Source organism: Rhodopseudomonas palustris HaA2 (assembly GCF_000013365.1).
Lineage (GTDB): Bacteria > Pseudomonadota > Alphaproteobacteria > Rhizobiales > Xanthobacteraceae > Rhodopseudomonas > Rhodopseudomonas palustris_J.
Genome location: NC_007778.1, coordinates 1,395,042 through 1,409,653, shown reverse-complemented (window position 1 = coordinate 1,409,653; position 14,612 = coordinate 1,395,042). Strand labels below are relative to the sequence as shown.

General features: G+C 66.2%; 12 protein-coding genes. 10 read left to right on the top strand and 2 right to left on the bottom strand.

Translation table 11 applies throughout. The features are described from left to right. Positions 1–26: 26 nt before the first annotated feature. From RPB_RS06215 to RPB_RS06205, 3 genes are all read left to right on the top strand, one after another. On the top strand, positions 27–293 hold the full coding sequence (locus RPB_RS06215; protein ID WP_011440130.1) for a hypothetical protein: 267 nt from the start codon (positions 27–29) through the stop codon (positions 291–293). 197 nt (positions 294–490) lie between these two features. Beyond that, positions 491–1,402 carry a CHAD domain-containing protein gene (locus RPB_RS06210; RefSeq protein WP_245258314.1) on the top strand — a complete coding sequence of 304 codons (912 nt, stop codon included), beginning with the start codon at positions 491–493 and terminating at the stop codon, positions 1,400–1,402. Positions 1,403–1,429: 27 nt separating this feature from the next. Continuing rightward, a complete protein-coding gene (locus RPB_RS06205) occupies positions 1,430–2,218 on the top strand; it encodes a hypothetical protein (RefSeq protein ID WP_041798586.1) in 789 nt (262 codons plus the stop codon). A 38-nt stretch (positions 2,219–2,256) separates the two neighbouring features. On the opposite strand, the gene RPB_RS06200 is transcribed toward RPB_RS06205, so the two are convergent. After that, positions 2,257–3,282, bottom strand: a complete 1,026-nt coding sequence (locus tag RPB_RS06200; RefSeq protein WP_245258313.1) for a CBS domain-containing protein — start codon at positions 3,280–3,282, stop codon at positions 2,257–2,259. 458 nt (positions 3,283–3,740) lie between these two features. Here RPB_RS06200 and RPB_RS06195 point away from each other — a divergent pair, with 458 nt between their 5' ends. Further along, on the top strand, positions 3,741–4,529 hold the full coding sequence (locus tag RPB_RS06195; protein WP_245258312.1) for a hypothetical protein: 789 nt from the start codon (positions 3,741–3,743) through the stop codon (positions 4,527–4,529). Between the two features lie 197 nt (positions 4,530–4,726). Here RPB_RS06195 and RPB_RS06190 read toward each other — a convergent pair whose 3' ends face one another. Further along, on the bottom strand, positions 4,727–6,337 hold the full coding sequence (locus RPB_RS06190) for an ABC transporter substrate-binding protein (RefSeq protein ID WP_011440125.1): 1,611 nt from the start codon (positions 6,335–6,337) through the stop codon (positions 4,727–4,729). Positions 6,338–6,592: 255 nt separating this feature from the next. Here RPB_RS06190 and RPB_RS06185 point away from each other — a divergent pair, with 255 nt between their 5' ends. From RPB_RS06185 to RPB_RS06160, 6 genes are all read left to right on the top strand, one after another. Next, entirely contained in the window at positions 6,593–7,723 is a 1,131-nt protein-coding gene (locus RPB_RS06185; RefSeq protein WP_011440124.1) for a M20/M25/M40 family metallo-hydrolase, read from the top strand. 174 nt (positions 7,724–7,897) lie between these two features. Continuing rightward, positions 7,898–8,839 carry an ABC transporter permease gene (locus RPB_RS06180; RefSeq protein ID WP_011440123.1) on the top strand — a complete coding sequence of 314 codons (942 nt, stop codon included), beginning with the start codon at positions 7,898–7,900 and terminating at the stop codon, positions 8,837–8,839. 11 nt (positions 8,840–8,850) lie between these two features. After that, positions 8,851–9,741, top strand: coding sequence for an ABC transporter permease (locus RPB_RS06175; protein ID WP_011440122.1), 891 nt, complete (start codon positions 8,851–8,853; stop codon positions 9,739–9,741). A gap of 229 nt (positions 9,742–9,970) precedes the next feature. After that, complete coding sequence (locus tag RPB_RS06170; protein ID WP_041798010.1) at positions 9,971–11,623, top strand: ABC transporter ATP-binding protein; 1,653 nt, start codon at positions 9,971–9,973, stop codon at positions 11,621–11,623. A gap of 149 nt (positions 11,624–11,772) precedes the next feature. Further along, a complete protein-coding gene (locus RPB_RS06165) occupies positions 11,773–13,284 on the top strand; it encodes a M81 family metallopeptidase (protein ID WP_041798007.1) in 1,512 nt (503 codons plus the stop codon). Positions 13,285–13,485: 201 nt separating this feature from the next. Beyond that, positions 13,486–14,469, top strand: a complete 984-nt coding sequence (locus RPB_RS06160; protein ID WP_011440119.1) for an alpha/beta fold hydrolase — start codon at positions 13,486–13,488, stop codon at positions 14,467–14,469. Positions 14,470–14,612: the final 143 nt, after the last annotated feature.

Sequence of the window (14,612 nt, the reverse complement as noted above, 5' to 3'; positions counted from 1 at the left end):
GCAGTCTTGACTACAGTGAGGACGGAATGACGACGGTCCCGGACAAGCATGTCGAAGCGCGGATGGCCCGGATCGAGGCCGCGGTGCAGCGCATGCAGCTTTTCATCGTGATGGTGATCGGCGTCGTCGCCATCCTGTGGTGTCTCGACTTCGCGGTGCGGATCAATCCCGATCCGGAGTCGGCCGCGTGGTTCTACGGCGGACAGGCGGTCGCGGCGCTGATCGGCATGGCCATCGCGTTCGCCGCGGCGAAGCTGATCGGCTATCCGCTGGAAGTTCTGAAGCGCGCGTGAGGGTTGCTCGCCGTCACGCCGCGCGACGTTTTTTCACGCCAGCGCAGCCTTGGCCGCATGGCCCATTTCGGCCTGAATGCTGCTACAATGTCCGCGGCGGATAGGCGCCGCTGCGGGACAATATGCGTCGAATTCTCAAGAAAGTTGTGGTCGCCCCGCGCGTTGCGGGGCGCAAGGCGGCTGCGTCCGGGGTTGTCGTGAGCGCGCGCGCCGCCGCCCCGTCGGGTGAAATCGCGTTGCAACCCGGCAGCAGCACCACCGACGCCTTCAGGGCGATCGCCGGCCGCCTGGTCGGGTTGATCGCGGCGCAGCAGGCCGCGGTCCTGAACCGCGATCCCACCGGCGTGCATCAGATGCGGATCGCGTTGCGGCGAACCCGCGTCACGATCACGATTTTCTCGGACCTGATTCACGGGCCGGAAGCCGAACGCCTCAAGCGCGAGTTGAAATGGCTCACCGGCCGGCTCGGGCCGGCGCGCGACCTGCATTTGATGGATCTGCGGCTGAAGGACGCCGGCGCCGTCGGCTCGGCCGCGTTTCGCAAGAAGGTCGCGGCCGATCGCGCCAGCGCCTTCGACAGCGCCAGCCGCGCGGTCGCCACCAAGCACTTCGTCAAGCTGCTCGGCGACCTGCAATCCTGGATCGACGCCGGCGACTGGGCGCAAACCGCGAAGCATGTGCCGGAGCCCGCGAAGAAATTCGCCAAACGGGTGCTGACGCGTCGCGCCGATAGACTGATCAAGAAGCTCGACGCGCTCGAGCAACTGGACGACGAACAACGCCACCGGGTCCGGATCGCCGCCAAGAAGCTGTACTACGCGACCGGCTTTTTCGAGAGCCTGTTCGACGGCCCCAGGACCGGCAAACGGCTGGCGCGGTTCCACAAGCGGCTGAAGAAGCTGCTCGATGCGCTGGGCGCCCTCAACGACGCGGCGGTGCAGCGCGAGCTGGCGAACCGCCCCGCGAAACGCTCGCAGCGCACGCCGGCTGCCGGCGCTGCGGCGGCCGCGGAACTGGCCGCGGCGAACGAGGCGATCACCCGGCAGCAGATGAAAGCCGCGGTCAAGGCCGCGGCCAAGCTTGCGGACTCGCCGCTTTTCGGTGATTGACGCTCCGGCGACCCGCTGATGGACCCGATGCAGCCAGACCCGCACCCGCTCGTCGACGTCGTCCCGACGTCGCGCTTCGCCGTGACGCGGCGCTGGTTGGCGCGGATCTCCGGCTGGTCGGCCAAGGCGACGTTCCGGATCAAGCGCGGGCCGCCGGCGCTGACGATCGACGAACTCGGCAAGAGCTGGGAGCTGACGGCGGAGCAGCGCGCCGCTCTGCTGCTGCTCGGCGCCACCAAGCCGGGCGCCGCCTTCATCGACGAGAAGGTCGCCAATATCAACCGCGCGGCGTTTCACCGCTCCGCCTTCGTGCTCAACGCCGCCACGCATCTGTTGTTCGTCGATCTCGCCGCGCAGCTGCTGCTGTCGCTGCCCGAATTGAAGCTGGCCCTGGTCGCGCTCAATTTGCTGCTGGCGCTGGTGGCGCATCTGCAGATGCGCGAGAATTTTCGCAGCCTGCTCGCCGGCCCGCGCGCGCTGCCGAAGAAGCGGCGGCTGTGGGGGCTGCTGTCGAACCCGCGCTACAACAAGGCGGTGAAGAAGAGTTCGAAGCCCTATGCGCGCAGCGCCTGGAAAGAAATGACGCTGTATCGCTCGGCGTATTTCTTCAACGCCGCGGCGATCTTCCTCGGCTCTCAATTCATCCTGCCGCCGGAGCGGCTGATCTTTCCGTTCGGCTTTCTGGTCGGCAAGATCACCGGATTGATCACCACGCTGGTGGTATTCTTCGACGGCTGGCGCGGCATCCGCGCCGGCGACGACGCCCGGCTGGCGCGCGAGCGCGAAGTCTCGGTGTATCGCAATCTGAAGATCTGAGCGCTCGCCGCGCGATGCGGCGACGTCAATGCGCGAGGTCAGTGCGCGACGTCGTCGTGCTTGCCCCAGCTCAGATACAGGCCGATATCGCCGGGAATACCGTCGGGGAAATCCACCACGCGGGCGGCCAGCGTGAAGCCGTGCGGCCGCAGCTCCGCCTTCCAGCGCAGATAGATGTCGGCGGCCATGCCGCGCAGCGTCGCCGGCCATTCCGGGTCGGGCGCGTTGACGGCACGGCCGTGATCGCTGCACAGCTCCGCCGGAAAGCGCAGCAGCAGATGTTCCTCGTCGCCCTTCTTGGCGGTGGCGCGGGCGTTGTGCATCATGCGCTCCCACGCCTCGTCGGTGAGATGCGACGCCAGCATCTGCCCGGCCTGGCGGTGATGCTTTTCGTCGGCGATGCGTTTCGCCTCGCGGCGCAGTTGCTCTTCATGCTTCTCGTGTTCGAGGCGCAGCGCCTGAAACGCCGACGCCGAGAATTCATCGGCGGCGGGTTCGTGCGGCGGCGCCGCCGCGCCGTTGTGGCGATGGGCCAGCGCTTCGAGCTTGTCGGAGGCGATCGGAAGCGCGGTGCCGTCGTCGTGGACCGGATCGCGCGCGGCGGCGGGGCGGGGGCGGGCGAGGGTCTTGAGCAGGTCGGCGCGGCTGACGATGCCGACGATCCGCCCCTCCCGCAGCACCGGAACGCGCTTGATCTTGTTCTCGAACAGAATGTCGGCGATCTCGGCGAGCGGCACATTTTCATCGACCGTGACGACGGGCGATACCATGATCTGCGCCGCCGTGCGGTGATCGGACCTCATGAACTGCAGATAGTCCGGATGCACCTCGCCGCCGTTGGACAGGATCTGCAGCCACCAGTCGCGGCGCGCCTCCCGGGCGGTCTCGTTGCGCGGCATCAGGTCGCCCTCGCTGATGATGCCGAGCGGCGCGCCGTGGTGGTCGACCACCGGCACCGCGCTGATGCCGTATTTCAGCAGGGTCTCCGCGACCGCGCGCACCGGGGCATCCGGCGGCACGGTTACGATCCCGGTAGTCATCACGTCCCGCGCTTTCATGGTCATGTCCCTGTCCGGCCGCGATTCGTGCCGTACCTTACCTATGGTTTCGATCGGATTGACGAAGTCGGGACGACAGACGTCCACGACGGTGCCGCCGGCCCGCCCGGGCGGCCGAGCGCGAGGTCGGCGATGCGATGCTGGTCGGTTTGCTCGGTAACGGACCACGACAGCCACGGCCAGCGACGAGATCGGATCAGGCTCATGGATGTCATCGGGGGCGGCACGCGCAATGCCGTTGGGGCTGAGCGGAGATGGTATCGCCCGCGACAACAACGGCGTTTGATCTGGATCATACTACCGGAACACATTCCGACCGGCGGCATTGAAAACAGGAGACTGCGTCGAAACTGCCGGCCGAGCAACGAGGACCGACTATAAACCATACCCGATCATGCAGCCTGGCGGTGCGATGACGCGGCCGGCTCGACTATGCTACACATCGCTGGTCGGTCGGGAGAGGTTTGATTTGCCTCAACGCTGGCAGGCGGGTGCGTGTTCTTTTTGATTTTCGACAATGCGGTCCGCAGCGAACGCTTCCAATACACGCGCGCCGCGCATGGCACGGATGGAAAGACATTGACATGGAGTATCTCTCCGCGATCGGACCGCTTCTGATACTCATGGTGTTCGGCGGCGGCCTCGTCATAGTGGCATATCTGGCGATCGACGATATGCGCACGCGCGGCATGTCCTGGAAGGCCGGATCATTCTCCGCGACAATGGCGTCGGTCACCACCGGAATGCGGGCAGTGCCGCCCGGACCGGCGATCGTCGCCGTGGCCGTCCTTGCCGGCGCCGTCATCGTATATATGGCGGCGGGCAATTTCGGGCCTGCTCCGGGCACGCCGTCGGCCGCGATCTCGGACAGCGCCACGCCGGACAGCGCGCCGGCAGCCGAAGCGTCGGCGCCCGCACCGGCTCCCGCTGCAGCGCCGGCCGTCACGACGGCAGCCGCAACCCCGCCCGTTGCGAAGCCCGCCCCGGCGGCCCCGAAGGCTTCCGCCGATCCGGGGACCAATTCGATGGCGAGCATGTCGGCCAATGGCGCGGTGCGGATGCTGACGTCGTCGAGCTGCGCGTCGAACGGTTGCCCGCTGTCGTGCGAGGCCGACGAGATCCTCGCCTCGGCGTACTGCATCGGCAGCGGCACGGCACGGCTGGCGGACCAGCTTCAGGTCAAGGACGGCATCGTGACGGCGAAATGCAGCCCGAGCGCCAGCAGCATCACGCTCGCCTGCGCCCGCAAGTAACAGATCAGCGACACATTCGTGACGACGAGACAGCCCGGCGCCCGCGCCGGGCTTTCCGTTTGTCGGGCCGGGGCGTTTGACAAAGCCCTCCGGTGACAAAGCCCTCCGGCTCTTCTCGGCAATTCGCCGCCCCGCGGGAGCGGGACGGCGAAGCTGGTGTCGACAAAACGATGCAAGAACCGCGGCTGCGGCCGCGCCTACTCCTTCTTGTCGATGTTCCAGAACACCGGGGTCGCCGGGCCGGTGAGCACGCCGGTCAGATCCTTCCGCCACACGCTCGGCGACTTGTATTGCCCGAGCGGGATGTAGATCACCTTGTCGTAGACCTCCTTCTGGATCTCCGCGGCGAGCTTCTTCTGCTCCTCCGGCGAGGTCGAGCGGGCGAACTTGTCGCGCAGCTCTTCGATCTTGGCGTCCTCCGGCCAGCCGAACCAGCCGCCGTTCTTGCCCCGGCCGCCGGTCGAGACGTTGGCGATCGGGTTGAGAATGTCCGGGCCGGCCCAATTGGTGAAGAACATGTTCCAGCCGCCTTCCGCGGGCGGCTTCTGGCTGGCGCGCCGCGTCACCACTGTCTGCCAGTCGGTGGCCTGAACGTCGACCTTGAAGCCGGCCTCGCGCAGGAGTTGCGCCGCAACGATCGGCTGGGCCTTGAGCGAGACCACGTCGCCCGGCGCCATCAGCGCGATCGGGGTGCCGTCATAGCCGGACTCGGCGAGCAGCTTCTTGGCCTCGGCCATGCCGTTGCCCTTCACCAGGGACTCGGAGCCGACGTCGGAGGCCAAGGGTGTGCCGCAACCGAACACGGCACCGCAGACGATGTAGTAATCGGGATTGCCGACCAGCGCGTCGAGCACCGGCTTCTGGCTCAACGCCAGGAACGCGGCGCGGCGGACCTTGAGGTTGTCGAACGGCGGATACAGGAAGTTCATCCGGCCGAGCGTCTGGAAGCCGAGCGGACTGAGCGTCTGAATCGTCAGCTCCTTGTCGGCCTTCAGCACCGGCAGCATGTCGAAGGACGGGGCCTCGATGAAATCGATGTCGCCGGACTGCAGCGCGTTCACCGCGGTCTGCGCATCCGGCATGGTGATCCATTCGACACGGTCGACCTTCACGACCTTGCCGCCCGAGGTCCAGCTCGGCGCCTCCTTGCGCGGCACGTAGTCGGTGTTCTTGACGTACACCGCCTTGACGCCCGGCTGGAATTCGGCCGCGACGAACTTGAACGGACCGGACCCGATCTGCTCGGGGATCGCCTTGTCGGGCGAGGTTTCGGCCAGACGCTTCGGCATCATGAACGGCACCAGCGAAGACGGCTTGCCGATCGATTCGAGCACCAGGCCGTAGGGCTCCTTCAGCTTCAGCGTGATGGTCTTGGCATCGGTAGCCTCAAGGCTGGCCGTGAAGTCCATCAGCTTCTGGCCCATGCCGTCCTTCTGGCCCCAGCGCTTCAGCGACGCGACGCAATCCTCGGCGGTGACCGGCTTGCCGTCGTGCCATTTCAGGCCGTCGCGCAACGTGAACGTGTAGGTCAGCTTGTCGTCGGAGACCTTCCACTCCGCCATCTGCGGCTGGACTTTGAAGTTGGAGTCCATCGCCAGCAACGTGTCGTAAACCATGTAGCCATGGTCACGCGTGATGTAGGCGGTCGTCAGACCGGGATCGGTGACGCGCAGATCGGAATGCATCACCGCTTGAATGGTCTTGGCATCGGCAAACGCGGGCAGTGTCAGCGAAGCTGCGAGCGCCAGCGCCGGCAGCGCGAATTTCGACGCAGCTACTGAACGCAGCCAATGCGACGTTTCGATCATCCTGATTTCTCCTGGCGTGAAACTGACCAAACGCAGATGATTGCTTGGGCAGTGTGAGAGACGATAGGGCATCAGGGCTCACGCATTGCGCGCCGCAACACCCTGATCGCCGAGACTTGCACCAAGTGTGCCAAGCGTCAATCTGCTCCCGCAGAGCAGCATGCAGCCGGTCGGGATGGCCGTTCGCGCATCTTTCACTTTACAAACTCGCGCGCAGTCAGTCTCGTAGCTGTGCCCCGAACCGTGAGTGTACGAATGAACCCAGCAAATCTGCCGTTTGATTCCGAAGCCATGCTGCAAGGCCTGCGCGCCTGGGTCGAGTGCGAAAGCCCGACCTGGGACAAAGCCGCCGTCGAGCGCATGCTCGACCTCGCCGCGCGCGACATGGCGGTGATGGGTGCGTCGATCGAACGCATCGCCGGACGGCAGGGCTTCGCCGGCTGTGTTCGCGCACGCTTTCCGCACCCGCGGCAGGGCGAGCCCGGCATCCTGATCGCCGGCCATCTCGACACCGTGCATCCGGTCGGCACGATCGAGAAACTGCAATGGCGCCGCGACGGCAACAAATGCTACGGCCCGGGCATCTTCGACATGAAGGGCGGCAACTATCTGACGCTCGAAGCCATCCGCCAGCTCGCGCGCGCGTCGTTCACGACGCCGCTGCCGGTCACCGTGCTGTTCACGCCGGACGAGGAAGTCGGCACGCCCTCGACCCGGGACATCATCGAGGCGGAGGCCGCCCGCAACAAATACGTGCTGGTGCCGGAGCCCGGCCGCCCCGACAACGGCGTCGTCACCGGCCGCTACGCGATCGCGCGATTCAATCTGACGGCGACCGGCAAGCCCAGCCACGCCGGCGCGACGCTGTCCTCGGGACGTTCCGCGATCCGGGAAATGGCGCGGCAGATATTGGCGATCGACGCGATGACGACGGAGGACTGCACGTTCAGCGTCGGCATCGTGCACGGCGGACAATGGGTCAATTGCGTCGCCACCACCTGCACCGGCGAGGCGCTCAGCATGGCGAAGCGGCAGGCCGATCTCGACCGCGGCGTCGAACGGATGCTGGCGCTGTCCGGCACCAGCAACGACGTCGGCTTCGAAGTGACGCGCGGCGTGACGCGGCCGGTCTGGGAGCCCGACGCCGGCACCATGGCGCTGTACCAGAAGGCGGCCGCGATCGCCGACCAGCTCGGGCTGAAGCTGCCGCACGGCAGCGCCGGCGGCGGTTCCGACGGCAACTTCACCGGCGCGATGGGGATCCCGACTCTCGACGGCCTCGGCGTGCGTGGCGCCGACGCCCACACGCTGAACGAGCATATCGAAGTCGATAGTCTGGCGGAACGCGGGCGCCTGATGGCCGGGCTGCTCGCGACTCTCGCATGAGGTTGCGGACGACAGGGCCTTCATCCCATGCCACACTCCGTGGCATGGGAATTGCTGACCACTCTGCCGTAAAGATCACCGAACTTCGGTCACCGCAGGTCCAACGATAATGACGCACACCAGACTCCGAATAAATTCTGCTAATCGGCACTCTGCATCAGCGATGGAGCTCCGATGCTCGGCTATCTGATCCGCCGCATTCTCGCAGCGATTCCGGTGATGGGCGTGGTTGCGCTCGTCGTCTTCCTGCTGCTGCGGCTGACGCCGGGCGATCCGGCCGCGATCCTCGCCGGCGACAACGCCTCGCCCGAACAACTCGCGCGCATCCGCGCGTCGCTCGGCCTCAACGAACCGCTGTACATCCAGTTCGTCACCTGGGTCGGCAAGCTGCTGCACGGCGATCTCGGCGTCTCGCTGATTTCGCAGGTGCCGGTGCTGAAGATGATCGGCCAGCGGATCGAGCCGACGCTGAGCGTCGCGATCGCCACCATCATCCTGTCGATCGTGGTCGCGGTGCCGCTCGGCGTCGTCGCCGCGTGGAAGCATGGCACCTGGGTCGACCGCTTCGTGATGGGACTGTCGGTGATCGGCTTCTCGGTGCCGGTGTTCGTGATCGGCTATGTGCTGATCCAGATCTTCGCCATCGAGCTGCGCTGGTTTCCGGTGCAGGGCTTCCGCACCATGGCGCGCGGCTTCGGGCCGTATTTCGAGCGGCTGGTGCTGCCGACGCTGACGCTGTCGTTCATCTATATCGCGCTGATCGCGCGGATGACCCGCGCGGCGATGCTCGACGTGCTCGGCGAGGACTATGTCCGCACCGCGCGCGCCAAGGGCATCACCGAAAGCCGCGTGCTGCTGCGCCACGCATTGCGCAACGCCGCGGTGCCGGTGATCACCGTGATCGGCACCGGCTTCGCGCTGCTGATTTCCGGCGTCGTCGTCACCGAGAGCGTGTTCAACCTGCCCGGCATCGGCCGCCTCACCGTGGACGCGGTGCTGGCGCGCGACTATCCCGTCATTCAAGGCATGATCCTGCTGACCTCGGGCATCTATGTCGCCGTCAACCTGCTGATCGACGTGGCCTACACGCTGCTCGACCCGCGGATCAGATATTAGAGGCGCGCGCGATGGCCATCGATAGTCTCCCCGAATCCTCGATTCCGATCACCCGACCGTTCGGGCAGAGGTTCGAATTTCTGTACTCCAGCCCGATCATCGCCGCGGCCTCGATCTGCCTGGCGCTGGTCGTCGCCTCGGCGGTGTTCGCGCCGTTGCTGGCGCCGCACGATCCGATGCTGCTGGCGCCGGCGCAGCGGCTGAAGCCGGCGAGCGCCGAATTCCTGCTCGGCACCGACGCCTACGGCCGCGACGTGCTGTCGCGCATTCTCTACGGCGGCCGGATCTCGCTGATGATCGGCGTCGGCGCCGCGATCGTCAGTATCGCGATCGGCCTCGTCATCGGCCTGGTCTCCGGCTTCTTCAAATGGATCGACGCCGTGATGATGCGGCTGATGGACGGCCTGATGGCGATCCCGAGCATCCTGCTGGCGATCGCCGTGGTGTCGCTGTCGGGCGCTAGTCTGGCCACGGTGCTGATCGCGATCACCATCCCGGAAATCCCGCGCGTCGCCCGGCTGGTGCGCTCGGTGGTGCTGTCGGCGCGCGAGGAGCCTTATGTCGAGGCGGCGATTTCGCTCGGCTCCAGCCTGCCCAAGATCATGGTGAGGCATCTGTTGCCGAACACCATCGCGCCCCTGATCGTGCAGGGCACCTATATCTGCGCCTCCGCGATCCTGACCGAAGCGATCCTGTCGTTCCTCGGCGCCGGCATCAGCCCGGAGACGCCGACCTGGGGCAACATCATGGCCGAGGGCCGCGCGCTGTTCCAGATCAAGCCGTCGCTGATCTTCTGGCCCGGCGTGCTGCTGTCGATCGCGATCCTCAGCGTCAACCTGATCGGCGACGCCGCCCGCGACGCGCTCGATCCGCGGATGAAACAGCGGGAGGGCGCGCGATGACAACGAGCGACGCACGATCAGATTCTGCACATGCCCTGCTGAGCGCACCGCCCTCACCTCTCCCCGCGCGCGGGGAGAGGTCGACAGGCTTCGCTGTGCGAAGCCTGTCGGGTGAGGGGGCGCATCGACGCAGCCGAGCCTCTCGGCCTCGCGGAAACGCCCCCTCACCCCGACCCTCTCCCCGCACGCGGGGAGAGGGAGCGCACGCGCTCACTTGCGGATGTCCGACATGACCGACAACGTTCTCGAAATCGACAATCTGGTCGTCCGGCTCGGCAAGAGCGGCGACGGTGACAAGGTGATCGACGGCATCTCGCTGGCGGTGCGGCCCGGCGAGACGATGTGCCTGGTCGGCGAAAGCGGCTCCGGCAAATCGGTGACGTCGCTGGCCACCATGGGGCTACTGCCGAAGGGCGTGCTGCACGCCACCGGCGGCGAGATCCGGCTCGCCGGCGAGAACGTGCTCGCCGCCAGCGAGCGGCGGCTGCGCCAGTTGCGCGCCTCCAGGATGGCGATGATCTTTCAGGAGCCGATGACCGCGCTCAATCCGGTTGTGCCGGTCGGCAAGCAGATCGACGAGGTGCTGCGCTTCCACACCGATCTCGGCGCCCGCGCGCGCCGGCAGCGCATCCTCGACATGATGCAGCAGGTCCGCCTGCCGGAGGTCGAGCGGATCTTCGCGTCCTATCCGCACCGCCTCTCCGGCGGCCAGCGCCAGCGCATCATGATCGCGATGGCGCTGGTGCTCGAACCCAAATTGCTGATCGCCGACGAGCCGACCACCGCACTCGACGTCACCACCCAGAAGCAGATCCTGACGCTGATCCGCGAATTGCAGCAGGCGCACGGCACCGCGGTGCTGTTCATCACCCACGACATGGGCGTAGTCGCCGAGATCGCCGACCGCGTCGCGGTGATGCGCCACGGCCGGCTGGTCGAGACCGGCAAGCTCGACGCCGTGCTGCGGACGCCGACCATGGACTACACCCGCAATTTGCTGTCGGCGGTGCCGAGCCTGGTGCCGCGGGCGCCGCGCGAGGCCACAAGGCTGCCGGTGGTGCTCGAAGCCAATGAACTCGGCAAGGTGTATCGCGAGCGTTCCTTCCTCGGCGGTCGGCGCGAAGTCGTCGCGGCCAAGGACGTGACGCTGACGCTGCACAAGGGCCGCACGCTCGGCATCGTCGGCGAAAGCGGCTCCGGCAAATCCACCGTGGCGCGCTGCATCGTTCGGCTGATCGATCCGACCTCGGGGGGCATCCGCCTCGCCGGCCGCGAGATCTCCGATCTGTCGCGCCGGCTGCTGCGGCCGCACCGCAAGAAGATCCAGATCATCTTCCAGGACCCGTATCGCTCGCTCAATCCGCGCGTCAGCGTCGGCGAGAGCATAGCCGAGGGGCCGATCAATTACGGCGTGTCGCGCGCCGACGCGATGGCCAAGGCGCGGCAATTGCTCGAACTGGTGCATCTGCCGGCCGACGCGATCTCGCGCTATCCGCACCAGTTCTCCGGCGGCCAACGCCAGCGCATCGCGATCGCCCGCGCGCTGGCGCTCGATCCCGACGTGCTGGTGGCCGACGAGGCGGTGTCGGCGCTCGACGTCTCGGTGCAGGCCCAGGTGCTCGACCTGCTCGACGAGATCCAGACCCGGCTCGGCATTGCGCTGCTGTTCATCACCCACGATCTGCGCGTCGCCGCCCAAATCTGCGACGACGTCGCGGTGATGGAGAAGGGCGTCGTCGTCGAGCAGGGCCCGGCCGCCGAGGTGCTGACCAATCCGAAGCAGGCCTATACGCGGCAATTGCTCGAAGCCGCGCCCGGCCGCGGCTGGGATTTCGCCAATTTCCGCCCCGTGAGCGAGGCGCCGCAGGCGGTGGTGAACTAAGCAACCACCCCTCACCGAGTCATTCCGGGGCGCGCGTCGCGCGAGCCCGGAATCCATAACCACCGTCAGGGGATATGGATTCCGGGCCTGCGCCCCAAGGGGCGCATCCCGGAATGACAGCAACCAAGTCATCATCAGAGAAACAAGACATGACCCGTATCGCCGTCGGCGGCTTTCTGCACGAGACCAATACTTTTGCGCCCACCAAGGCCACCTGGGAGGCGTTCGTGCACGGCGGCGGCTGGCCGGCGATGACGATGGGCGCCGACGTGCTCAAGGTGATGCGCGGCATCAATGTCGGGCTCGCCGGCTTCGTCGAGGACGCCGAGCGCAAAGGCTGGGAGTTGGTCCCGACCATCGCCTGCGGGGCGAGCCCGTCGGCCCACGTCACCGAAGACGCCTTCGAACGCGTCGTGAAGGCGATGATCGACGGCATCCAGGCCGCCGGCAAACTCGACGCGGTGTATCTCGATCTGCACGGCGCCATGGTCACCGAACATCTCGACGACGGCGAAGGCGAGATCCTCTCGCGCGTCCGCGAGGTGATCGGCCCCGATTTGCCGCTGGTGGTCAGCATCGATCTGCACGCCAACGTCACGCCAGCGATGATCGACCATGCCGACGCGCTGATCGCCTACCGCACCTATCCGCATGTCGACATGGCCGACACCGGCCGCGCCGCGGCGAAGCACCTCGATCTGCTGCTGCAGAGCGGCGCGAAATACGCGAAGGCGTTCCGGCAATTGCCGTTCCTGATCCCGATCTCGTGGCAATGCACCTTCGACGAGCCGACCAAGGGCATCTACGCCAAGCTCGCCGCGCTGGAGAGCGACGCGGTGCCGACGCTGTCGTTCGCGCCGGGCTTCCCGGCCGCCGATTTTCCGGATTGCGGCCCCAGCGTGTTCGCCTATGGCCGCACCCAGGCGGATGCCGACGCCGCGGCCGACAAAGTCGCCGCTTTGGTGATCGGCCACGAGAATGATTTCGACGGCACCATCCATTCGCCCGACGACGGCGTGCGGCTGGCGATGCAGATCGCACGCGGCGCGGCAAAGCCGGTGATCATCGCCGACACCCAGGACAATCCCGGGGCCGGCGGCGATTCCGACACCACCGGCATGTTGCGCGCACTGGTGCGCAACGACGCGCAGCGCGCCGCGATCGGCGTGATCTACGATCCCGTGTCGGCGCAAGCCGCACACGCCGCGGGCGTCGGCGCCACCGTCAGGCTGGCGCTCGGTGGCAAGTCGGGCATCGCCGGCGACGCGCCCTACGAAGAGAGTTTCGTCGTCGAGCATCTGTCCGACGGCCGCTTCGTCGCACCCGGTCCTTACTATGGCGGGCGCGAGATGGAGATGGGGCCGTCGGCGTGCCTGCGCATCGGCGACGTGCGCGTCGTCGTCAGCTCGCACAAGGCGCAGCTCGCCGATCAGGCGATGTATCGCTATGTCGGCATCGAGCCGACCGAACAGGCGATCCTCGTCGTGAAGAGTTCGGTGCATTTTCGCGCCGACTTCCAGCCGATCGCCGAGCGCCTGCTGATCTGCGCCGCGCCCGGCGCGATGCCGGCGGATACCGCGTCGTTGCAGTGGACACGCCTGCGCCCGGGCGTGCGTGTCAAGCCGAATGGACAACCGTTTCTCGGCCGCAACGCCAACTAATCGGTTGACGTCAAGCGCGCGTGACGCGCGGATTGTTTCAAATGGTACGTGCGGAGTCGCGTCGTGACGCCGCACTCACTCCGCCTCATATACGCAGATACCAATTTTCACTGATTAGTTTCATTTCACGCTTTCAGCACTGGAACTGAACGAGTTCCACGCCATTTTCTCCCTCAGATTCATTCTCCAAGGGGGACGCAAATGTCAGTCGTCGGCGGCGAAACATTCGAGACGCAAACGGCCACGCAAAACTACGCACGGTCGAATCTTGCCAATCCGGTCGGAGGCATTCGGGCCGATATCGTCACCAAGGTCGGTCGACTCGCGACCTACTCGATCGGATTCCCGTCGAGCGACGATACGACGCGGCCGCTGCTCTTGGTGCACAGCGTCAACGCCGCCGGTTCGGCGTTCGAGATGAAGACGCTGTACGACCACTACGCCAAGCACCGCCCTGTTCACGCGGTCGACCTCCCCGGCTTCGGCCAGTCCGATCGCGACGATCGCGAATACACCGCCCGGGTGATGACCGATGCCGTGCACGCAGCGATCGCGCGCGTGCAGGAGGTGCACGGACCGCAGCCGATCGACGTGCTCGGATTGTCACTGTCGTGCGAATTCGTCGCTCGCGCAGCGGCCGAGAAGCCCGAGGCATTCGCCACCCTCGGCCTGATCAGCCCGACCGGCTTCGAAGGCAAGGCGCGCGACGAGCGGGTGCCGTCGACACGTGGGCAGTCCTGGCTGCTGAGCACGCTGCGGTTCCGGCTCTGGGACGACGGCTTCTTCAAGCTGCTGACGGCCAAGCCGGTGATTCGCAAATTCCTCGAGAAGGCGTGGGGCTCGAAGAACATCGACGAGTCGATGCTCGAATACGACTACCATACTACCCATCAGCCCGGCGCGCGCTATGCGCCCTACTACTTCGTCGCGGGCTATATGTTCAGCAAGGACATTCTGAGCGTCTACAAATCGCTGCGCCTGCCGGTCTGGATGGCCTACGGCGTGCGCGGCGATTTCGTCGATTATCGCCACAAGAGCCGCGTCGCCGGACGCTCGAACTGGACCATCGTCCAGTTCGACGCGGGTGCAATGATGCACTTCGAAATTCTCGATCAGGTGGTGCGTTCATACGACCAGTTTCTGGCTGTGTCAGCGAAGACTGACGCACCTGTTATGAGCGCATGACACTGTCGGAGCGCCGCACGTAGATGTGATGCGGCGCTCCCTGCGATCATTACATGGCTCCGGATTTCGGGTTGCAATCGGCAGCGCGAGCGCTGTTAATTGCCAATGCAAGTCATGTGGTGAAGCACCGATACGGAGGTGTT